The organism is Staphylococcus ureilyticus (assembly GCF_025558845.1).
GTDB classification, from domain to species: domain Bacteria; phylum Bacillota; class Bacilli; order Staphylococcales; family Staphylococcaceae; genus Staphylococcus; species Staphylococcus ureilyticus.
Genome location: NZ_CP094825.1, coordinates 2,362,375 through 2,385,903 on the forward strand (window position 1 = coordinate 2,362,375; position 23,529 = coordinate 2,385,903).

The following is a 23,529-nucleotide window of genomic DNA, read 5'->3' on the forward strand; positions in this document are numbered from 1 at the left end:
ATAGAAACTCACTATTTATTTTTCACTTAACTCTATAAGGACTTGAACGGAGGTGGACAATTGGTACATTCGACCAACCCTGATTATCAATTAGAGGAAGCTAAGGATATCGTTATTAATGCTATTGGCGAAACCATGGATTTGTACGGCATCAATAGAAGTGTAGGAAACTTATTTGGAACAATGCTCTTTGAAGACAGTATGACACTTGATGAAATGAGAGAACAATTACAAATGAGCAAACCCAGCATGAGTGCTGGTGTTAAAAGATTGCAAGAATTTGATATTGTTAAGCAACAATTCACAAGGGGAAGTAGAAAACAACATTTTGTCGCTGAAAAAGATTTCTTTAATTTCTTTAGTAATTTCTTTTCACGCAAATGGCGTCGTGAAATTGTTATTAATTCAGAAGGTGTTCATGATGCAGTAGCCATCCTTGATAAGATTATTGATAACAGCAAAGCAGATGAAGCTACAAAATCTGAAGCAGAGGAAGTTAAACAACAATTATTAGATACTTTACCTTATTATGAATGGTTAGATAATTTAAGCAATGCATTAGAATCTGGTGAAATATTTAAATATTTCCCAATTCCAGAAAAAAAAGAGTCATAGTTATGTTGGAAGCTTGCTTTTAACATTTTTAGTTAAAAAGCTGAGACAGTTTATAATGTCTCAGCTTTAAGTATGTGTTCATAGTGATTGAATACTATACATGCTACTCGTTTTACAAAGTAATCCGAATCACTGTCTCTATACAAAATAAGCGCACCACTATCTCACCGTAAAATAAGATAGTGGTGCGCTTGTTTTATATTACTTATCATTTTCTTTCCGTTCTCTTACTTGTGTTATACGTAACGAACGTCTTTCTACTTCCCTATATTTTTCGGCTCTATCTTCTAGTTTCAATCTATCTTCGGACAATGTCCTTAAGAATGAAATCATCATCATGACAAATATAGCCAACAGCGGGACACTAGCTAATAAAGAAGCTGTTTTCAAGACTTCTAACGCTCGTTCACCACCTACTAACATCAGTCCAAATGGTAATAGACATAATGCAAAAGCCCAGTACAATCTATTTGCTTTTAATGGCTCGCCGATGACTTTCTTTTGAGAAGCTGCAGCCAAGATATATGAACCTGAATCAAATGTAGTCGCTAAGAATAAGAATGCAGATAACAAGAATAGTACAATGATTAAATTAGGGAATGGTAATTGATGCATAACTTCTATAATAGTAGCTTCTGTACCATGCGTATTTAAGAAATGGATCACATCGAATGAACCAGTGATTTGTAAATAAACTGCATAGTTTCCAAAAATACCAAAGAACAGTGCACATCCTAACGTCCCATAAACAATTGTTCCAAGCACAATTTCTTTAAGTGTACGTCCTTTAGAAATACGCGCAATAAACAATCCTATAAATGGCGCATATACAATCCACCATGACCAATAGAAAATCGTCCATTGTTGTGGGAAATTCGTTTCTTTACGACCACCTATACCGCCAAATGGTTCAATCCATGTAGCCATTTGGAAGAAATTTTTAATCATGTTACCCATACCAGTGATGGACGTTTCCATAATGAATACAGTCGGTCCAACAATAAATACAAATCCTAGTAATACAAAAGTTAAAATAACATTCGCATCACTTAAAACTTTAATTCCTTTTTTCAAACCAGAATAAGAACTATATGCGAAGACAGCTGTAATTGTGAAGAGAATAATGCTACGCATCAACATACTGTCTCCAATACCTGTTAATTTTTCTATGCCTGCAGAAATCATTGGCACACCCAGTGCTAATGAAGTAGCTGCGCCACCAAGCAGACCAAAAATAAATAGAATATCAACTATTTTTCCTATAATACCATCTGTCTGACTTCTTAAAATCGGACGCATTGTTTGACTAATTTTATAAACTGGTTTTTTCTTAATAAAAACAAGATAACCAATTGCTAGTGCTGGCAATACAAATGTGGCCCAAGCAATTGGTCCCCAATGGAACATGCCATACATAGTAGCGTAATTCAATGCACTATCCGTCATTCCTTTACCGCCATGTGGAGGATCTTGATAATAGAATGCCCATTCAATAACGCCCCAATATAAAATATCTGAAGCAATTCCGGCACAAAATAGCATAGCTGCCCAACTAAAATTATTAAATTCAGGCTTGTCTGTCGCTTTACCAAGCGTCACATTACCATATTTACCAAATGCAATATAAAGTACAAATATTAACGTTGCAAGTCCAATCAATAAATATATTGAGCCGAGTGTACTCGACACGACCTCATTTAAATGCGTAATTATGTCCTGACTGGCCTTAGGAAAAACCATCATCGGAATAACTGCAATCAGTAATATCAATGAAGACCCTATAAAGGTCGTCCAATCCATTACTTTTACTCTTTCTTTTTTCACAATAGACACCCCTTATTGTTAGTAAAATATGTAAAAAATTTGCTAATCACTATAATTTTTTAGCAAAACCATTTATTAAATTACAAACATGAGCCTAACGAACTTTTAATAATAATGCAAATTGCATTCAAAAAACACAAACACAAAAGATGAATAAATATATAATATTTCTATTAGTCACAGTCTCTAAAATCGTTACAATCACAGTGTTAAGTTTAAATTTAACGAAATTAACGAACGGAACAAACTTTCTTTTTGTATTATTATGCGTTATTTGTGTATTAATATTATTTTTATATTTTTTCAAACAGTTGCTATTTTCCTTTTTCTATAGTAAATTCAACACACAATTAAGTTTCAATATACTTTAATTTTTTAAAAATAATATTGGTGATTATCGATATTTAACAAAGGGAGTTTATATCATGTGGCATTATTATAAATTGTATTGGAAAAATGCGCTTGATTTTAAAGGGCGTGCTAGAAGAAAAGAATTGTGGTTTCCATTTTTAGTCAATATATTAATCACTATTCTATTGGCTATACTATTAGACTATATTTTCAAAATACCAACGTCGATAAGTGACGCAATTAGCGCTTTATTTACAATTATTATCTTTATTCCTGATTTTTCAGTGGCTACAAGACGCATGCATGATATTGGTCGGACGATGACTTTTCCAATTATATTCGGCGTCTTTTTCGTGTTATTTTTAATTGCCTCATTTATCCCATCTGGTGACGGCTTATTTTTCAATATTTTAGCAGTTATTTTCGGCATTAGTAGCATTATTTTCTTCATTTTAAATATTGTCGCTTTCTTTTACATGATTACCGATAGTGACAAAGTAGTTAATCAATACGGATTACCACGTAAGTAATTAGAAAAACGCACATAAAGAACGGGTCAGAAATCATGCTTTACAAGCGATTCCTGTCCCGTTTTTCTTTTTGCAAAACTATTAATCCCATACTTTTCAACTAAAATAGCTTATAATTCATATATAATGTATTTATAATAAATGAGGTATTTAACATGAACAAAAATAAAATCATTAATTATTGGAATAAGCGTGCGACTTCTTTTAGCAAAGACAAGCAAGCAGAACTTAAAAGTGTGCACGCAGAAAGATGGCTATCTGAAATAAACCAAATTATAACAATCGAACCCGGTATGAAAATCTTAGACATTGGCACAGGCGCAGGTTTTCTAGCAATTCTATGTCAACTTTCAAGTCATGGATGCTGAACATTTACATTTTGACGATGCGTATTTTGACCTAGTCATTTCTATAAATGTTACATGGTTATTACCAGATACAAAAGCTGCCTACCAAGAATGGTTACGCGTTTTAAAACCAAATGCTACACTCATTAATATCGATGGAGATTATGGCAACGATGCTTTTACAGATTATAGTGATATACCAAATCACCACGCGCATCATACTTTAGGAGACACGATGTTAGCAGAGAGTGAAAATATAAAACAAAGTATTTCAATTAATCACTACGACCGCCCTCAATACGATTTAAATATCCTTAAGCAAATAAATACAAAACCCATCCATGTAGATACGACCATTCATAAACGTATTTATCAATCACATGATGAATTTTATAATCCAACACCTATATTTTTAATAGCATTAACGAAATAATATATGATTATGAAACATACAACATTGCTAACCATATTAAAATATGAATAATTCGTTTCACTTAGAGCCTACAACTTGCGTTGACACCTAATTTTTATCATACTATATATGAATAAAAGCAAAAGGAGTGGTAAGAATGAATAAAGAACAATTTGATAAAGTGAAAAACGGCAAAGGATTCATTGCTGCATTAGACCAAAGTGGTGGCAGTACACCTAAAGCATTAAGTGACTATGGTGTAACTGAAGATCAATATAACAGTGAAAATGAAATGTTTAAACTTGTACATGATATGCGTACACGAATTGTTTCATCACCTGCATTCAGTTCCGATAAAATCATTGGTGCAATTCTTTTCGAACAAACGATGGACCGTGAGGTAGAAGGTAAACATACTGGTGACTATTTAGCTGATAAAGGTGTCGTTCCTTTCTTAAAAGTTGATAAAGGCTTAGCTGAAGAACAAAACGGCGTGCAATTAATGAAGCCAATTCCAGATTTAGATAAATTATTAAACCGTGCAAATGATCATAAAATTTTCGGTACAAAAATGCGTTCTAATATTTTAGAATTTAATAAAACTGGTATTGACCAAGTTGTACAACAACAATTCGAAATTGGAAAACAAATCATCTCTGCTGGATTGGTCCCAATTATCGAACCAGAGGTAAATATCAATGCTGATAACAAAGCAGAGATTGAATCATACTTATCAAGTGCAATATTAGCTGAGCTAAATAAATTAAATGACGATGAACTCGTAATGTTAAAATTAACAATCCCAACTAAAGCTAACCAATATCAAGAATTAATCGCACACCCTAATGTGGTTCGTGTCGTTGCTTTATCCGGTGGTTATAGTAGAGAACATGCTAACGAAGTTTTAAAACAAAACAAAGACTTAATTGCTAGTTTCTCTCGTGCATTAATCAATGACTTAAATGTCAATCAATCAGATGAAGAATTTGATAAAATTTTAGCAGATACAATCGATTCTATCTATGATGCATCAGTAAACAAAGCTTAATAACCATTCAGCAATAGCTTTATATTTCCCAGGAAACATGGCAAAAATAAAGCTTAACACACACCCTGATCTTTAATGTCAGGGTGTGTTTTTATATAACAATGTTTAAATGCGATTTGTAATAACGTCTTACACACCTCAGTCAATATTACTTATCTTGCTATACTCAATCTAACTAACGCATTTTTTTATCATAAAAAATCGAATCCTGCATTTGAAATAACATGTGCTCACTGAGACTATTCCTTAATGTTTTCAATATTTTTTAGCAAGCATGTTTAATGTAAGTTTTTAAGAAATCCTTAAATAGACTAGCTATAAACCACGACAAACTATATAATTATATTAATTTGCTAATTATCAATGGTTTTAAGGGGAGGAAGTATGAAAAATTATCTACATAGATGGATCATTGAAGCGCTAAGTTATATGGCTTTAGGGTTATTTGGCTCTTTGATTATCGGATTGATTTTAGAAACGCTTGGAGAACAAACATTATTACCACAATTAAATCTGACATTTTTATCAGCAATCGGTCAAGTAGCAATGTCCATGACTGGTGCCGCTATTGGTGTGGCGATAGCTTACGGTTTAGGCGCAAAACCACTCGTTACATTTTCTAGTGTTATCGTAGGTACATTAGGTTATACAACTTTTAATGGTGGTCCAGTGGGCGCTTATATCGCTACAGTCATCGTTGTTGAACTGAGTAGATTATATGCTGGCAAAACAAAAATCGACATCATTTTATCTCCACTACTAACGATATTAATTGGTGGTTTTATTGCAAAGGCTTTTGGACCAGCATTAAATCAATTTATGACAGGCTTAGGCAAAATTATCATTGCATCCACGGATCAACAACCATTCATCATGGGTATTTTAGTCTCTGTTATCTTTGGTTTAGCTTTAACTGCACCGATCTCAAGTGCAGCTTTAGCGTTGATGTTAGATTTGAATGGCCTCGCTGCAGGCGCAGCAACAATTGGTTGTGCATCACAAATGGTTGGTTTTGCAGTTACTGGCTATAAAGATAATGGTTGGGGTGGTGTGCTTTCTGTAGGTATTGGTACAAGTATGTTGCAAGTCCCAAATATCATTAAACATCCAATGATTTTACTACCACCTACTCTTACAAGCGCTATTGTTGCACCTATTATGACAACGTGCTTCCCTATGACAAATAATGCTGCAGGTGCTGGTATGGGCACAAGCGGCTTCATCGGTCAAATTATGACTATCAATACAATGGGGGGCTCTATACAGACTTGGTCCTTAATTCTTACTTTCCACATTTTATTGCCAGCCATTATCAGTTTCTTTCTTTATAGAATTTGTTTTAAAAAACAATGGATACGTCCTGGTGACCAACTGATTCACATTGCAAAATAGCAACGACATACAATATAAAACAAATCCTGAGACAATTTACACGCCCCAGGATTTATTTATGTTCATCTAAATCAATGTAATGATAAATATATTTTCAATCTCACTCTACTCTTTATCCACACGTGCGTTTACAGGGACATTTGCAGTAGCTTTTCTTGTTTGTGTTACATATAAAATTGCTGCGATTGCATACCAAGCCAATACGATAAGCCATTCGGAAGGCCATGCTAACGATGATGGCATACCTGGTAAATAAATGACTATAAACAAAACGCTTAAAACAATAGCAATACTACCAACGAGTTTTCCATTCTTTATACGATAGGGTCTAGCTAAATCAGGTTGCACTTTGCGTAACTTCATAAAAGAAATCGCTACAAGTAAATACCCTAATACCACACCAATACCACCAGCATTAACAATCCATACAAGTGCTGCTCTACCTAAAAGTGGTGCAACAAACGCTAAGATACCAAGAAACAAAATACCATGTGTAGGTGTCTTATATTTAGGATGAATAAATGCAAACCATTTAGGAATCATGTGATTTTTCGCCATAGCATACAGAATTCTACTACCACCAATAATAAAAGCATTCCAACTTGTAATAATACCAGCTACGCCACCTAATACGAGCAAGACGCCAAATCCACTATGACCAAATAAGTTAGCCATTGCATCTGCTGTCGCCAAATTACTGTTGCTTAGAGCTTTAGGTGATAAACCTGTTGCTACACCAAATACAATGAGCAAATAAAAAATCACAGAAGCGATAATTGATAATATTAAAATACCGCCAATTTTTTTCGCAGGTGCTTTAACTTCTTCTGCAATTTGTGGGATGACATCAAAGCCCACAAACAGAAATGGAATCATCATTAATACAGACATCGTTCCACCAATACCATTTTCAAATGGCTGTAAATTGTTGAAATTACCATTAAATCCTGCACCAAATACAAGTAATAAGCCAACGCCTACAATAAAAATTGTGAAAACTGTTTGCATGATTGCTGCAGGCTTTACACCAAAATAATTAAGTGAAGTTAAAATGACACTTCCAATTGAGCCAATGATAACCCATGTGAAGTATACATCCCACCCCGCGATATTCCACATCAATCCTTGATGTTGAAATGGAATAACATAGTCGATCACTGTGGGCAATGCGACCGCTTCAAATGTAATAACTGAAACATAGCCAAATAATACGGACCAACCTGATATAAAGGCAACGCCTGGTGAAAAAGCTTTTTTAACAAATACAAAACCGCCGCCAGTTTCTGGAATTGCTGCAGCTAATTCTGCATATGTAAGTCCGATGACAATGACTAAAAATCCACCGAGTAAAAATGCCACAACACTTCCTACAAAACTAGCTGTTGATACCCATTCTCCTGATAATACGACCCAGCCCCATCCAAGCATTGCGCCGATTGCCAGAAATAAGACATCAACAATATTCATCGTCTTATTAAATTGAGATTTCATTTTACATACCCCATAACATTCATTGAATTAAAAGTGAATGAGCTTAAATTTTCTATATTAGTTTCAATCTAATCATCACTTTCTTGTTCGTTTAGATTCATACGTTTTGCTTTATTTACAACCAGTGCTTTCTAACTTGCACTTTAAATACCTATGGATAAATATTTTGTTTCTAAATATGGCTCTATACCTTCAGTGCCACCTTCTCTGCCATAACCACTTTCTTTCAAACCACCAAATGGTGCATGAGCAGCTGAAGGACCACCATCATTCCACCCAACAACACCATATTCTAACTCATTATAAAGCTTTAATCCTGTACGATAATCATTTGTGAAGAAGTAAGAAGCTAAGCCAAATTCTGTATCGTTTGCCATTTTTATTGCTTCATCTAAATCTTCATAAACCATAACCGGTGCAACTGGACCGAAAGTTTCTTCATGCATTACTTTCATATCTAAATTCACATTAGAGATAACCACTGGTTTTAGGAAATTTCCTTTTAACGCTTGTATTTCATCTACTGACCGTGATAATTTTCCACCTTTAGCTTGTGCATCTGTAATATGTGTCATCACTTTTTCAACTGCAGCTTTATCAATGAGTGGTCCTATGTTTACATCATTTTGCAGACCATCACCAACAGAAAGTTCGTTGACTTTCTCAATCAAACGGTTTGTGTATTGATCAGCAATATCTCGATGTACAAAAATACGATTCGCGCAGATACATGTTTGCCCTGCATTTCTAAACTTAGAAGCAATCGTACCTTCTACAGCTGCTTCAATATCAGCATCTTTATGCACAATTAAAGGGGCTAAACCACCTAGCTCCATCGTTACATTTTTCACACTTTGCGCTGACTGTTCAATCAGTGATTTTCCAACAGCAGTCGATCCAGTAAATGTCACTTTATTAATCAGTTTATGTGTGGTGAAGATATCACCTGCATCTTTACCAGACGCAATAATATAGGATATCGCATCTTTGGGTATGCCGGCTTCATGTGCTAGTGCAACTAGTTTAATGGTTGTTAAAGGTGTTTTGACAGCAGGTTTACAAATGATTGTGCATCCAGCAGCTAATGCAGGCGCCATTTTACGCGTTATCATCGCTGCCGGGAAATTCCAAGGTGTTATCGCGCCTACTACACCAACCGGAAATTTATCAATCACTATTTTCTTAGATGACGTATTTGCAGGTATCGTACGTCCATATACTCTCTTAGCCTCTTCCGCATACCATTTTACATAAGCATTCGCATATATGACTTCCCCTTTAGCTTCTGCTAAAGGTTTTCCACCTTCAAGTGTAATAAGCTTCGCCAGTTCATCCTGATGTTCATCAATGAGTTTCCCCCATTGATATAACTTTGCTGAGCGTTCGTGTGCATCAACTAATTTCCATTCTTCAAATGCTGTACGTGCACGTTCAATTTGTGAATGGATTTCATCATGACTTGTGTAGTTTAAACGTTCTATAATTTCATTGGTAGAAGGATTATAAACTTCTAATTGACTCATTATTGTTCTCTCCTTTACATTTATTTTTGTTATGAGGTATGACTTAACTATACCCGTTATTTAAAAATAAAATTTTAAGCGTCCAGATGTGCTTCCGCTATGCTCACTTTTTCAAATGTTTCAGACAATATTTCTAATCCTTGTTGTAATTCATCGTCTGTAATAACAAGCGGTGTTAAGAATCGTAAAACATTACCTTTAATACCAGCAGATAATAATAACAAACCATTTGCATTCGCTGTTTGAATAATTTTTCCAGTCAATGCTTTATTGGGCTGACCGGTTTGATCATCGATGATTTCACAGGCAACCATAGCACCAAGTCTACGAATGTTTGTGATAAATGAATATTGTTCTGCACTGCGATATAAGAAACTTTCAAGTTGTTTTCCAATTTGTTCTGCTTTATTGTTTAAGTCTTCTTCTTCAATGATTTCAATGACTTTTAAAGCAGCTTCACAAGCTAAGGGATTTCCAGCATATGTGCCACCTAGTTCTCCAGGAGATGCACTGTCTATAATTTCCGCTTTTCCAACTACACCGCTTAATGGAAATCCTGCAGCCAATGATTTAGACACAGTTATTAAATCGGGTTCTATATCAAAATGTTCAATCGCAAATGTTTTACCTGTTCGTGCAAAACCTGTTTGAATTTCATCTGCTACAAAAATAATGTCATGCGCTTCACATATTTTTTTAACTGCTTTCACGAATTTTTTATCCGGAATAATAAATCCGCCTTCTCCTTGGACTGGTTCCATCACGATACAAGCTACTTCACTAGGATCTACAGTCTCTATGAAAAAATCATGTAACTTATCAATCATTTGATCAATATAGGCTGCTTCAGATAAGTATTCAGATTTTTCTGAAATATTAGGGTATGGCGCTTGGTAAACCTCTGGTGCAAATGGGCCAAATCCAAGTTTATAAGGCCTTACTTTACTTGTCATAGACATTGTTAAATTTGTACGTCCATGAAAACCTCTTACAAAGGAAACAACTGATTGCCTTCCAGTGTGTTTCCTAGCAACTTTCACTGCATTCTCTACAGCTTCTGCACCTGAATTAAGTAAAATCACTTTTTTATCAAAATCACCAGGTGTAATCTCTGTTAATTTTTGAGCTAAGTTGAGATAGCTTTTATACATAATGACATTGAAGCCAGGATGTATAAAGTTGTCTAGTTGTTCTTTTAAATGTTTGGTTATCTTAGGGTGTGTGTGTCCAACGTTTAATGTACCAATTGCTCCCGCAAAATCTATGAAACGTTCACCTTCTACATCTGTGATCGTAGCACCTTGTGCATGATCTGCAACATGCAGATTACCATTCCCAACACCACGTGCTACATACTTATCACGTTGTCTCTTATAGCTTTCAAATTGATTTGTCATCAATAACCCCTCCTCTTTGCTTCTACATAAGACCTGTAGTTTTCTAAAATTTAAGGGATTATTGGTACAGTGTAAAGTACCAGTTATGACAAATTAATGGAACCAGATTATTCCCAAATGACTTCTTTTAATCTCTGTACTGCCTGAGGAATCTGCTCTTGCTTGATTTTTGAAAATCCTATAATCAGTGTTTTATATGAACTATTTTTTTCAAGCGCTTTCACAGAAAATCGATTTAGTGTATAAAGTTCAAGTTTCATTTCTTTAGCTCGTGATTCAATTTCTTGGTAGGAAAAGGGGGTGTTAACTTCTACAATAAAATGTAAACCTGCTCGCGTATCTTTGATTCGAATATTATTTGTAAAGGTATTGGATAGATGTGTGATGAGTGTTTCTCGTTTCTTTCCATATATTTGATGCATCTTTTTTACATATTTTTCATAGTAGCCTTCTTTGATCATTAAATTTAATGTAAGTGCGTGAATCGTTGAAAAGTCAGGAATCATATTTAAATTATAGTGATCAAATTGTTTTACTAAATTAATTGGCAAAATCATATAACTCATGCGCAATCCCGGCATTAGCGTTTTCGAAAAAGTACCTAAGTATATCACGCGTTCATTTTTATCAAAACTAAACAGTGGGGGGATATTATCTGTTTCATATTTAAACTCACTATCATAGTCATCTTCTATGATGTAACTTTGTGTTTGACTTGCCCAGTTCAAAAGATCAATACGACGCGATACAGGCATGATGATTCCCATTGGAAATTGATGCGATGGTGTCACTATCGTAGCATCAGGTTGAGCTTGTTTAATTGCTTCAATAGATATCCCCTTATGGTCTAAAGCAATCGGTTTTAACTGTGCAGTTGTTTGACGGATTAGTGTTCTAAACCTTGAGTACCCTGGATTTTCCACTGCGATCTTGATTTCATCTGGTAATAATTGAATCAATTTGGTTAACAGTATATTAGTGCCTGATCCAATGACAATTTGTTCCGGATGACATTGGATACCTCTTTGATAAGACACTAATTTGGCAATCGATTGTCTTAACTCTATTGGTCCTTTAATTTGAGGTATTGAAGATAATTCATGATCATAATTTTCAAATACACGCTTAACGAGTTTAGTCCATACCTCCACTGGAAACGCTGATATATCGGTACTCATATGAGAAAATGAATAATCGTATGCATCTTCAATTTGCTGTTCTTGAACATTCAAAGATATTTGCGCATTTGGATCAATGATCAATTTTTCTAATGGCTCAATAAAATAACCCTTCCGCTCTTCAGTATAAACATATCCCTCAGCCAGTAGCTGTTCATATGCTGCTTTTACACTATTCACACTAATATTTAAATGTTGTGACATATCTCTTTTGGAAGGTAACTTTTCATGACTTTCATATTTGAATGCGAGAATATCTTCTTTTAATTGGCTATATAATTGACGATAAATGAATTGACCGCTTTCCCGTTGCATTCAATCCCCCCTTTTTTACATCATCTGTTCTCCAGTTTTCTCATATCACTCATTATAATGAAAATGAGGACGGTATAGAAATCAAAACGTAAATTTGATTCCATGTCACCGTCCTCATCAGACCAATCTTATGGTTGGAAAATTACAATATGTTATTGGAACTCCAGTGGCACCACGACCGATTGTTGCATTGATAAATACATAAAGTTTTAGAACCTGCCACTTCAATATGCTTTATATTTTATAGAATTGGTGACGCTAATTTAGCAATCGATTGTTTGAACTTAATCCAATTTGATCGCTGTTCATAGCGTTCTTCTGTTAATTCCTTAGATACTTTCATATCTTCTATAAATGCTGCTTTAAGTTCTTTGACAATGTTTGCATCATACATAAATGCATTAATTTCAAAATTTAATTCAAAACTACGTATATCCATATTTGATGAGCCTACACTTGCCACTTCATCATCAATAATCATCATTTTTGAATGAATAAATCCATTTTCATACGTATAAACTTTGACACCATCTCTAATCAACTGCGCGACACTTGTAATTGTGGCCCAGTATACAAAAATATGGTCTGGTTTATTAGGAATAATTAACCGCACGTCTACCCCAGCTTTTGCAGCTATACGCAATGCATTGATATAACCTTTATCTGGTATAAAATACGGACTGTGCATATAAATTGATTCTTTAGCGTTCATAATCATTTTCATATAGCCAAACTCTATCTGATGCCAGTTATCACTTGGGGCACTGAGTGCAATTTGCATCGGCACATCTCCACCTTGATTTGCATTGTCTGGGAAATACTTATCATTATATTCCAATTGTTCACGGTGTGATTGAGAATTCCAATCGTGGATAAAACTGAGCTGTAACGCGTCAACGCCATCACCTTTAACTCTTAAATGTGTGTCACGCCAATAGCCAAATGTTTCATCTAAACCTAAATATTCGTCACCAATATTAAATCCACCCACATAACCAGTCATACCATCAATCACTAAAATTTTACGGTGATTTCTATTGTTTAGTCTGAAATTTATTAATGGAATTTTAGCTTGGAAGAAAGCCTCTACTTGTCCACCAGCTTCTTGGAAGTTTTTGAATTTTGATTTATGTACCGTTTTAGATCCTACTGCATCATAAAGTATTTTAACTTCCAATCCTTCTTCAGCCTTTTGTTGCAAAATATCGACAATTTCAGATCCCAACTTATCTAATTTCAAAACATAATACTCTAAATGAATATACGATTTCGCATTGCGTAAATCTTCTTTCATTTGGTCAAATAGCGCATGACCATCAGTATAAATGTCGACATTATTATCGTAACTTAAAAATGTTGGTTCTTTCGTTAGCAAAGTATTTACAATATCTGCATGTTTTTTAACTAATCGGTTATCTGAATGATTAATCTTGTTGGTAGCATCTGATAACTGTGTTTTCATTCGTTCTTTCACGTCATCTATCTGATTATGGTGAAAGCCTTGTTCCCGTTTTTTCCGTACTGCTCGACCAAAGAATATATAAATAATAAAGCCTAAAATAGGTACTACAAATAGTAGAAATAACCATGCCCAAGTTGCTGTAGCATCTCTGCGATCTCTATCTAAGAATACAATAATAAAGGCAAGTGCTATATTAATAACAAAGAAAAACGCAAGTATACCTCGATAAATCGGGCTTACACTTGGATCAAAAATAAGTTGCATAATGACACCTCATCGTTTCTTTTAGATTTTAATGAAGACTACATAAGTCATCTATGTGACTATTAATGTAGCTCAACTTATCAAATCCAATTAATTTTAAAACTCATAGAAAAAACAAAGCATGTTGTAAAATATCGTACAATATTTGAATGATACTGTCTATTGTTCTATTGTTTTTTCTATTGTTCGATTAAGCCCTGCTTGTGAGCCGAAAAATGTGATTAATAGTGCAGTGATTAATAAAATACTTAATGAACCGATCCATTGACCTGTAACATCGTGTAATATACCAAATAGTAAAGGACCTATAGCTGCAAAAAGATAACCCACAGATTGAGCCATACCAGATAACTTTGCTGACGTTTGACTATGTTCTGTTCTTAAACTAAAGAATGTATTAACAAGTCCAAACGCTAAGCCACTTGCAACACCAATTAAAATCGTAGCAATTAAAGCAAGTTGTGGTGAAAATAACATTATTGAAACACCCACCACAAAACATAAACCAGTGATAAAAGTTAATAAAAACTGTGATTTCATTTTGGTAGCAAATATAGGTGTAATAAATGTTAAGGGTATAATAGCGATTTGCATAATTGATAAATACATCCCCGCTTCACTGATAGCCATACCACTTTGAGATAAATATGCTGGTAGCCAATTAATTAGAGAATAAAAAATGAGTGACTGTCCGCCCATAAGTATCGTTATTTGCCATGATAATGGCGACTTCCAAACATTGACACTTTCTTTGGGTAATGATACCGTTGTTTCTTCTTTATTTTTCAATTGAAATGCCCATATAATAATGGTAATCAACGTAATGACACCAATCGCACTAATGGCAATATTATAATTAAACGCTTTGACAAACGGTGCCGTTCCATATGAAGATAACCCACCAAATACGTTCATAACGACAGTATAATAACCTGTCATCACACCTATATGTAATGGAAACTTCGCTTTGATAACTGCAGGTGCAAGTACATTACCAAAACCAATACCAACGCCTATAAGGATGGTACCTATATATAACCATGAAACACCTGTGATAGAACGTACGATTACGCCAATCAGTATTAGCCATAAAGCTACAAAAATCGTTCGTTCTAATCCAAAACGATAACTTGTTTTTGCTGCAAATAGTGAAATGATTGCGAATGCGATTAATGGGACGACTGTAATTACACTAACAGCACTGTTAGACATCGCCAAATCGTTTTTTATATCAGGTAGCGCAACTCCGATTGAAGTAATTGGCGCCCTTAAATTTGCACCTACTAACAAAATACCTATAAATAATAGCCAATTAAATGGTTTTACTTTTCTATAATTTTCCATTTTGCTCACCTTACATCATAAATTTTCTAAACAACATTATATATGGTACAATATGTACGTTATAATGTAAATAGGAGCGATTCACATGTATCATATTCAAAATGTTATTGCCAAAAATTTAGCAACTTATCGTAGTAAACACCAACTTAGTTTAGATAAAATGGCCAATCTAACTGGCGTTAGTAAAAACATGTTAAGCCAAATTGAAAAAGGCACATCTAATCCAACAATTACAACATTATGGAAAATTGCTAATGGTCTTCATTTACCCCTGTCACAACTGACATCAACAATGCACGAGCCTGTAGATTTTGTAGATGAATCTGATATTATTCCTATTGTTGAAGATAAAGTTAAGATCTTTCCATACTTTCCTTACAATGATAGAAAGCATTTCGAAATGTTTAAAATGGAAATTCAACCAGGGGGTAAAATGATTTCTGATCCACATCATATACAATCAGAAGAATTTATCATCGTTAACTCAGGTACTTTAAAAATTGAAGTTGGTCAAACTTCTTATACAATTAGCAGTAACCAAGCATTTCGTTTTAATAGTGATGTAGCGCATCGTTACTATAATCCAACGGATGAAGTTGTTATACTCACCGCCACTATTCATTATCAAGCACAATAGTAATCAATTAAATTTTCATCTAACATTAGATACTATCAATGCTACATACACAGTGGAAAAGAAAAATATATCAAAATATGCTTCAGCCTTTTTAAAATAACGGCAAATGAATATAGATTATGCTGTTGTCGATATATTTCACAATAAACGACGAACCCTCATATACAATAAAAAGCGGGATAGAAATCAAATAATTTCTATCCCGCTTATTTTTCGAACCTATTTATATAGCGTGCTTTATTTACTATATCAATATTTATTAAATTTTATGTTGTCTTGACGAGCAAAGAAATGTCATATATATTTGACACATAAGGAAGAAGTGATGATTTAAATTGAATAAAGTTAAATACTTTCGCAGTCAACAACAAATATCTCAACTTGCGCTTGCACGTTCCGTAGGCGTTTCACGACAAACGATTAATATGATTGAAAATGATAAATACAATCCATCATTAAATTTATGTATCAATATTGCACAATCATTAAATGTTACATTAAACGATTTATTTTGGGAGGATCATAACGATGAAAAAAAGAGATAAATGGTTATATCAAAACTTCGCTGGTTTAATAGATACACCTGATGAATATCAACGACATGAAATTGATAAGACACTGGCAAAAATTTCAATTATTGCTTTATATACGTTACTCGCACTTGTTTATTTATCTATTTTTCTCGATTTAGAACGTGAATTTTTATCACCATTTACCATTGGTGGTGTGCTATTAGTTATTATTTTAGTCTGTAGGATGAGCATGAATCGTCTCGGTGCAGATGCTATTGAAATTGAAGTACATCAGCGACATACATATCATAAACTACTAAAAGAAACACGAAATAAAAGGATTATTTTCTTGGTTATAGCCCTAATTTATATGTTAGGGACTGCAACAATCACCGCACCACTACTTGCAGGAAATCCAATGAATTTTAGTTATTTATTAAATATAAGTACCTATATACCCTTTATATTGATCGTCATCTTTACAGTTAACAAAGATTCGCGCATAAAATTAATAGAATAGGAGGCCAATCATCTTGAATAATGAAAAAACACTTCGCTTAATTCCAAACTATAGATTTACTGATGAATATGAACGGCAAGTATTATTAAATCTCTACGCCAAACTATATGTCTGGATATTTTGGGGAACATTGATGATTTCCGCACTAGATTGTTTTATCTCTATGTATTTTCAACAAATACCATTTGTTAGTATCATTGCATTGATTGGATTGATGGTGGCTTCAATCGTACTCACACGTGCACTTCACAATAAAAAAGTAGACCTATTTGATGTCGATTCTAAAGATGAATACCACAAATATATCAAAAAAGCACGTAACGGCAGTATCCTATTTGCATTTGTTATGTTTATAATTTTCAACATCAATAATTACCTTATTCCCTTTGTGACACACCAAGAACTTCCTAAAATCACAGCTTTAAGTTCTCAAATCCCAACGACTGCAATCATTGCCATGATTACAGGATTGATCATATATATGATAGCTAAATCCAAAATCATTCGTACTTATAAAAAATGAAGGCCTAATTTTATGTTGAAAGTAGCGTGAAAAACACTGCTTTCAATTTTTAGTTATTTTAATAGATAAAGTACGACGTGCCATTTAAAATAAAAAATGCAAATCCATTCGAAAGTACAGCCCTCAAGTTATCGCAGTAAATAGCAATGCAATTTGAGGTGCTATCTTCAAAAATGAAAATGCATTTATTTTAATTATATACTGTTATACCTTAATAAACATCTTTTTATGTTTGAACAGATTAAGATACATGTGCGTGAATATTTCTATTCCAATTGCAGTTTAAGTTATTGTGGATATGTGTAACTTAAATCCCAACCGATATCATATTTATCAATCAACTTGGCATATTTCGCTCCCCAAAACATAGTATCTAGCTCCATTTGAACATTGCCTTCATCTTTCAATTGTTCATAAGCTTCTTCGACTGCTGCTTCACTATCAAATTCTAAAACAATATATACATTTCTATCTTGTAGCATTGTATCATCATCTTTAGGTATATCTGACAGCATGAATAAGTTACCATCAACTTCTAATTGGGCATGAATGATACGATTAGGATCATCTGCAACACTTTCATTCGCTTCACCGTACGTCATTGTATCTTTAATCTCTCCGTTCAACACCTTACTATAAAATGCTAAAGCGTCTTTACATTGACCGTTAAAAAACAAATACGGTACTGTCGATTTCAACATAGTATCCCCTCTTTTTAAATATCGTTTTCTATTATCAAACATACCCTTTTAACATAAATTTAGACAATTCAAGTTTGATATCTAGATTTGAAACACACATACGTAATTACAATTTTTCATCTTTATAAAAACTTTTCAATATAAAATGCTGATTCTTCAATCGATTTGAATTCCGTATTAATAACTGTAGCATTTAATTTAGCAAATATTTCTTCGGCATACATTAGTTCTTCTTTAATTCTATCGACACTATTATAATCTGTAGGTCCATGTAAACCTAATACTTTCACGCGTTCAGTACGAATATTCAAGATATAGGTAGGACTTGCAGTCAAACCAAATACCTTTAAATTTTTATTTCTAAAGACCTCATCTGGAATATCCACTTCTGGAACTAAAGGGATATTAGCGATTTTATAACCTTTGTTTGCTAAATACATACTTAAAGGCGTCTTTGACGTTCGAGAAACACCTAAAATCAAAGCATCAGCTTCTCCTATATCCGTAAAATGTTTACCGTCATCATATTTCACAGAATATTCCATTGCCTCAATTCTTTTAAAATAGTTGTCATCTAACTTGCGCAAAGCACCACTTTCTAAGATGGGTGAACAATTCGTATGTTCTTGAATAATGCTAATTAAATCAGACATATAATCAACATATGGAATTTGTTGCGCTTGAGCATATGCCTGACCTTTTATATTAAATTCTGGATTAACTAAAGTCGTTATAACGACTGCACCACGCGCCTTAGCCAAAGAAAGCACATTGAGTAATTCATCTTGATTTTTGATAAAAGGAAATTTTTTAATTTCTATACGCGTGACATCTGGAAATTGTGTTAAGGTCGCATGAATCATTCGCTGTGCTGTCTCACCTATAGAATCAGATACAACGAATAGCGTTAACTGTGTTCTATCATTATCATTTAACACGTAATCTACCGCCTTCGACTTCACTTTGAGCCGTTGATAATAAGGCTCCTGGAACTCTAAATGGAGAACATGATACATAATCCAAATCTAGTTGATTAAAGTATTGAATTGATTTGTGGTCACCGCCTAATTCTCCACATACGCCAATTTTTATCGTTGGATTTGTGACTTTTGCTTGCTCTGTCGCTTGCTTAATTAATTGTCCAACGCCATCTATATCAAGTGTTTGGAATGGGTCTATTGTTAATATGCCTTGCTCTGAATAAGCGCTAATAAATTTACCAGCATCATCACGTGAGAATCCAAATGTTAATTGTGTTAAATCATTTGTGCCAAAACTAAAAAAATCACATTCTCGTGCTAAATCTCCAGCGATTAGACATGCTCTTGGTGTTTCAATCATCGTACCAATCATATAGTGAACACTTGCTCCTATTTCAGCTTGTAAGGCTTCAATGCATTCAACAACTTGTGTCTTTAAAGTTGTGAATTCTGAAACAGTTGATACGAGCGGAATCATAATCTCAGGTTGACAATCAATGCCCTGCTTTTTAAGTTTCAATGCACTTTCCATAATAGCTTCTGCTTGCATAATATAAAGTTCAGGGTAAGTAATCGCCAAGCGACATCCACGATGCCCTAGCATTGGATTAACTTCATTTAAACTTTCTATATAATGGTCTAACTCTGCAACAGACACGTTGAGTTGGCTTGCCACACTATTTTTTTCCTCTGTTGAGTTAGGTAAAAATTCATGTAAAGGTGGATCTAATAAACGGATAATCGTCGGGCGTTCGCCAGATAACTTTAATATCGTTTCAAAATCTTCTTTTTGATATTGTTTAATTTTATTTAAAGCATTCACTCTTTTATCTTGTGTATCAGATAAAATGAAACGTCTCATTTCAATCAAACGTTCAGGGCCAAAAAACATATGCTCAGTACGAACTAAACCAATACCTTTCGCACCAAATTGGTAGCCAGCTTGAATATCTTGTGATGTTTCTGCATTCATGCGAACATCTAATCTTGCTATTGCTTCTGACCATTGCATAAATTGTTCAAAAGCCTTACTTCTCTCAGCTTTAATCGTTTTAACTTCTCCTAAATAAATATCACCTTTAGCACCATCAACTGAGATAATGTCCCCTTCGTTTAATGTTCCGTTAGGATATGTTACTTTTTTATCCTTAACATTAATTTCAACGTCTGAACATCCTGTCACACAACATTTACCCATTCCTCTAGCTACAACTGCAGCATGGGAAGTCATACCACCATGTGTGGTAACTATCGCTTCACTTGCAACCATACCTTCAATATCTTCAGGTGAGGTTTCAGGTCTCATCAATATTACTTTATATCCCTGTTCAGCTTTGAATTTTGCAGTTTCAGCAGAAAACACGATTTCACCACTCGCTGCACCCGGACTAGCAGGAAGTCCCATTTTCGAAACAGCTGTAGCTCTCTCAAGTGCTTTATCATCAAAATTAGGATGTAATAATTGCTCAATTGATTTTACTTCTACATTCATAACTGCTTCATTTTTAGAAATAATACCTTCTTCGACTAAATCTACTGCAATATGAATGGCTGCATTCGCAGTTCGTTTACCACTGCGCGTTTGTAAGACATATAGTTGCTCATTTTCAATAGTAAATTCAATATCTTGCATATCTTTATAGTGTTTTTCTAATTGTTGAGAAACTTCTAAAAACTGTTGATGAACATGAGGCATTTGTGCTTTTAATGTGCTGATATCTTTTGGCGTTCTAATACCAGCGACAACATCTTCTCCTTGAGCATTCAACAAATATTCACCAAACAATTTTGCTTCACCAGTTACTGGATTACGCGTAAATGCAACACCTGTCCCACTTTGTGCACCACTATTACCAAAAACCATCTCCTGAATATTAACTGCAGTGCCAATATCGTGTGGTATTTCATTTAATTGACGATATACACGTGCGCGATCATTGTCCCATGATTTAAAAACTGCTTCAATTGCTTCTGTTAATTGTACAATTGGCTCCTGTGGGAATGGTTTATAAACTTCTTCCAAATAAACACTTTTAAAATGATCACATATTTCTTCTAATCCTTCAGCTGGAATATCTGCATCATTTTGGTAATTGTGTTGTGCTTTATATTGATTAAAATATGTATCGAATGAAGTCATCGGTATGCCGTATACGACTTCGCCAAACATTTGTAATAATCTACGGTAACAGTCATATGCAAAACGTGCATCATCTGTTTTTTCTGCTAATGTTTTAACATTAAAATCATTCAACCCCAAGTTTAAAATGGTATCCATCATGCCTGGCATGGAAATTTTTGCGCCACTTCTTACAGAAACTAATAATAAGGATTCTTTAGAAGAAAATGATTTTTGAGTGCGTTGTGAAAATGCTTCTAATTGTTCATGTAATTGTCCAACTAATTCATCTGAAAGGTGAGCGCCTTGCTTTAAATACTCAATACACGCCTTTGTAGTAAGCGTAAAACCGTCCGGCACAGGTAACCCTAACCGTTTCATTTCAGCTAAATTAGCTCCCTTACCTCCTAATAAATCTTTCATGGCTTTATTGCCTTCATCAAATGCATAAATATATTTTGTCATACTGATTCACCTCAAATTTTTAATATGTCATACTAATTATTATAGAGTATGTCATATTACTTTATAAAAAACAACCAAAATTTTAACGGTTGCTCTTTATCATTCACTTTCGTAACCTACTGAGCTAAAAAAAGCATATAAAAAGCCTTAAGCAACACGAGTTCCTCGTATTGCTTAAGACTTTTTATTTTTTATCGTATGACATAATTAAAATATTAAAATGATTATCCGTTTAGACTGCTATTATTTTTAAAATTTGTATGTCGTTGCATGCTAGCAGCGCATCTATTACTTGTATGATTGATCTTTGATTGCTTCAAAGTGTTTTTTTATGTGTCTAACCTTTTTATCATTCTTACTAAACTTTCTAATGAAGTGATTTTATTGCTTTCGTCGCTAACACCATATTGCAATCTGTAATTTAACAGCATCAGAGTATTTTTTTGGGTTTAATCCTGTTTCTTTTTCACATTTTTCTAACCTATACAATAAAGTATTTCTATGGATATACAATTTTTTAGCAGTTTGCGTTATATTTAAATCATTTTCAAAGAAACTTTTTAGTGTATCGATACTCTGTTGACCCACATCACTTAATATTCTTTTTTTAAATCGTTCTCTTATGTTCTTATCAATTTGATATAAAAGTGTTTTTTCTTCTATATCTTCAAATGAGGTTACAACCTTTCCATTTTCAGCCAACATAAACACTAACTCACACTCTTCATATGCATTTTTAAAATCTTTTAATCTTTTAAACATAAGACTTGAAGCCATTTGAACGTTAAGCTCTAAGTTTTGAAATATTTGATATATGTGATTGATTTTATTATCTAATGCTTGCACTGACTGAGCAGTAGCAAGAATAACAATACGGTTATAATTCGTAAATGCAATTGTAAATGAACGGGCGTCTATCCTACTCGTTAATGAACGTACAATGCTATTTCTAGAAAAAATCTGCTTTTCAATATCGATAATAATACATTTTCTATAGGTTAATAAATCGATATTGAGTTGTTTCATTAAATATTGAATAAAGGATTTTGATGATTCACTTTTTAACAACTCCTCTATAAATAATTCTTGACTCCGTATTTGCCCTTCCAATTCATATGTAAAATAATTCTGATAAAGTAACAATTCTGTAGACATTTTAACTAAATCTGCTACATGCGTAATATGACTAGGATTACCTGTAATACCGATAACACCTACTATATTATCTTGAAAAATAATAGGTAAGTTAATACCTGCCTGCGTACCTTTAAGATGTAAACTGTCTTTCTGGTTAATTACCACGGTTTTTTCTTGTTTCAACACTTCTATAGCACCTTCGTGTAGCGTACCGATACGTCTTTTATCGAATGACGCAATAATTACTCCATTAAAATTCATAATATTAATGTTAGTTTTGGTTCTTTTAGCTGTTTCATTAACGATTAACGTTGCCATTTCTTCAGTCAATATATCCATTTATCTCACCACTTGTTATTTATATACAAATTTAAAATATTATTTTTGTATAGTTTAACCCTTTTTCCAAAATAGTAAAATCGTTAAACTTAGAACAATACAT

21 protein-coding genes are annotated in these 23,529 nt (G+C 33.7%); 10 read left to right on the forward strand and 11 right to left on the reverse strand.

The features are described from left to right. Positions 1-60 precede the first annotated feature (60 nt). Positions 61-615 (forward strand): choline uptake/conversion transcriptional regulator CudC, encoded by a 555-nt coding sequence (gene cudC, locus MUA21_RS11660; RefSeq protein ID WP_046206624.1) that lies wholly within the window; start codon positions 61-63, stop codon positions 613-615. 201 nt (positions 616-816) lie between these two features. Here cudC and MUA21_RS11665 read toward each other — a convergent pair whose 3' ends face one another. Beyond that, on the reverse strand, positions 817-2,439 hold the full coding sequence (locus tag MUA21_RS11665) for a BCCT family transporter (RefSeq protein ID WP_107525337.1): 1,623 nt from the start codon (positions 2,437-2,439) through the stop codon (positions 817-819). Positions 2,440-2,864: 425 nt separating this feature from the next. On the opposite strand from MUA21_RS11665, the gene MUA21_RS11670 reads away from it, so the two are divergent. The 5 genes from MUA21_RS11670 (at position 2,865) to MUA21_RS11690 (ending at position 6,519) form a co-directional block, all read left to right on the forward strand. Further along, the gene (locus MUA21_RS11670; RefSeq protein WP_105873983.1) at positions 2,865-3,320 is read left to right on the forward strand and encodes a DUF805 domain-containing protein; all 456 of its coding nucleotides are present in this window, start codon (positions 2,865-2,867) and stop codon (positions 3,318-3,320) included. 155 nt (positions 3,321-3,475) lie between these two features. Beyond that, positions 3,476-3,688, forward strand: coding sequence for a hypothetical protein (locus MUA21_RS11675; protein ID WP_241957524.1), 213 nt, complete (start codon positions 3,476-3,478; stop codon positions 3,686-3,688). Further along, a complete protein-coding gene (locus MUA21_RS11680; RefSeq protein ID WP_241957525.1) occupies positions 3,678-4,100 on the forward strand; it encodes a class I SAM-dependent methyltransferase in 423 nt (140 codons plus the stop codon). Before MUA21_RS11675 ends, MUA21_RS11680 begins: the two co-directional genes overlap by 11 nt. A 136-nt stretch (positions 4,101-4,236) precedes the next feature. Continuing rightward, on the forward strand, positions 4,237-5,127 hold the full coding sequence (locus MUA21_RS11685; RefSeq protein WP_262561335.1) for a fructose bisphosphate aldolase: 891 nt from the start codon (positions 4,237-4,239) through the stop codon (positions 5,125-5,127). A 384-nt stretch (positions 5,128-5,511) separates the two neighbouring features. Beyond that, positions 5,512-6,519 (forward strand): PTS sugar transporter subunit IIC, encoded by a 1,008-nt coding sequence (locus MUA21_RS11690; protein WP_107525338.1) that lies wholly within the window; start codon positions 5,512-5,514, stop codon positions 6,517-6,519. A gap of 105 nt (positions 6,520-6,624) precedes the next feature. Here the strand turns inward: MUA21_RS11690 and MUA21_RS11695 are convergent, their stop codons facing one another. The 6 genes from MUA21_RS11695 to MUA21_RS11720 all read right to left on the reverse strand — a co-directional run bounded on the left by MUA21_RS11695 (position 6,625) and on the right by MUA21_RS11720 (position 15,493). Further along, the gene (locus tag MUA21_RS11695) at positions 6,625-8,010 is read right to left on the reverse strand and encodes an APC family permease (protein WP_262561339.1); all 1,386 of its coding nucleotides are present in this window, start codon (positions 8,008-8,010) and stop codon (positions 6,625-6,627) included. 143 nt (positions 8,011-8,153) lie between these two features. Next, the gene (locus tag MUA21_RS11700) at positions 8,154-9,533 is read right to left on the reverse strand and encodes an NAD-dependent succinate-semialdehyde dehydrogenase (RefSeq protein ID WP_107525339.1); all 1,380 of its coding nucleotides are present in this window, start codon (positions 9,531-9,533) and stop codon (positions 8,154-8,156) included. A 74-nt stretch (positions 9,534-9,607) separates the two neighbouring features. Next, on the reverse strand, positions 9,608-10,930 hold the full coding sequence (gene gabT / locus MUA21_RS11705; protein ID WP_107525340.1) for a 4-aminobutyrate--2-oxoglutarate transaminase: 1,323 nt from the start codon (positions 10,928-10,930) through the stop codon (positions 9,608-9,610). 107 nt (positions 10,931-11,037) lie between these two features. Further along, the gene (gabR, locus tag MUA21_RS11710; protein ID WP_262561343.1) at positions 11,038-12,423 is read right to left on the reverse strand and encodes a MocR-like transcriptional regulator GabR; all 1,386 of its coding nucleotides are present in this window, start codon (positions 12,421-12,423) and stop codon (positions 11,038-11,040) included. 241 nt (positions 12,424-12,664) lie between these two features. Further along, positions 12,665-14,149 carry a cardiolipin synthase gene (gene cls, locus MUA21_RS11715; protein ID WP_107525342.1) on the reverse strand — a complete coding sequence of 495 codons (1,485 nt, stop codon included), beginning with the start codon at positions 14,147-14,149 and terminating at the stop codon, positions 12,665-12,667. 159 nt (positions 14,150-14,308) lie between these two features. Beyond that, a complete protein-coding gene (locus MUA21_RS11720) occupies positions 14,309-15,493 on the reverse strand; it encodes a CynX/NimT family MFS transporter (RefSeq protein ID WP_107525343.1) in 1,185 nt (394 codons plus the stop codon). Positions 15,494-15,578: 85 nt separating this feature from the next. Between MUA21_RS11720 and MUA21_RS11725 the strand changes: the two genes are divergently transcribed. From MUA21_RS11725 to MUA21_RS11740, 4 genes are all read left to right on the forward strand, one after another. After that, positions 15,579-16,130, forward strand: coding sequence for a helix-turn-helix domain-containing protein (locus tag MUA21_RS11725; RefSeq protein ID WP_107525344.1), 552 nt, complete (start codon positions 15,579-15,581; stop codon positions 16,128-16,130). A gap of 335 nt (positions 16,131-16,465) precedes the next feature. Beyond that, complete coding sequence (locus tag MUA21_RS11730) at positions 16,466-16,675, forward strand: helix-turn-helix transcriptional regulator (RefSeq protein WP_145381097.1); 210 nt, start codon at positions 16,466-16,468, stop codon at positions 16,673-16,675. Then, positions 16,659-17,162: a hypothetical protein gene (locus tag MUA21_RS11735; protein WP_107525346.1), complete on the forward strand. Its 504-nt coding sequence runs from the start codon at positions 16,659-16,661 to the stop codon at positions 17,160-17,162. Before MUA21_RS11730 ends, MUA21_RS11735 begins: the two co-directional genes overlap by 17 nt. A 13-nt stretch (positions 17,163-17,175) precedes the next feature. After that, a complete protein-coding gene (locus tag MUA21_RS11740) occupies positions 17,176-17,685 on the forward strand; it encodes a DUF3278 domain-containing protein (protein WP_157948011.1) in 510 nt (169 codons plus the stop codon). Between the two features lie 287 nt (positions 17,686-17,972). Here the strand turns inward: MUA21_RS11740 and MUA21_RS11745 are convergent, their stop codons facing one another. From MUA21_RS11745 to MUA21_RS11760, 4 genes are all read right to left on the reverse strand, one after another. After that, positions 17,973-18,386, reverse strand: coding sequence for a VOC family protein (locus MUA21_RS11745; protein WP_064209155.1), 414 nt, complete (start codon positions 18,384-18,386; stop codon positions 17,973-17,975). Positions 18,387-18,508: 122 nt separating this feature from the next. Then, complete coding sequence (locus MUA21_RS11750; RefSeq protein WP_046206608.1) at positions 18,509-19,324, reverse strand: pyruvate, water dikinase regulatory protein; 816 nt, start codon at positions 19,322-19,324, stop codon at positions 18,509-18,511. Continuing rightward, complete coding sequence (gene ppdK / locus MUA21_RS11755) at positions 19,314-21,950, reverse strand: pyruvate, phosphate dikinase (protein ID WP_262561348.1); 2,637 nt, start codon at positions 21,948-21,950, stop codon at positions 19,314-19,316. Before ppdK ends, MUA21_RS11750 begins: the two co-directional genes overlap by 11 nt. Positions 21,951-22,346: 396 nt before the next feature. After that, a complete protein-coding gene (locus MUA21_RS11760; protein ID WP_107525349.1) occupies positions 22,347-23,426 on the reverse strand; it encodes a CdaR family transcriptional regulator in 1,080 nt (359 codons plus the stop codon). Positions 23,427-23,529: the final 103 nt, after the last annotated feature.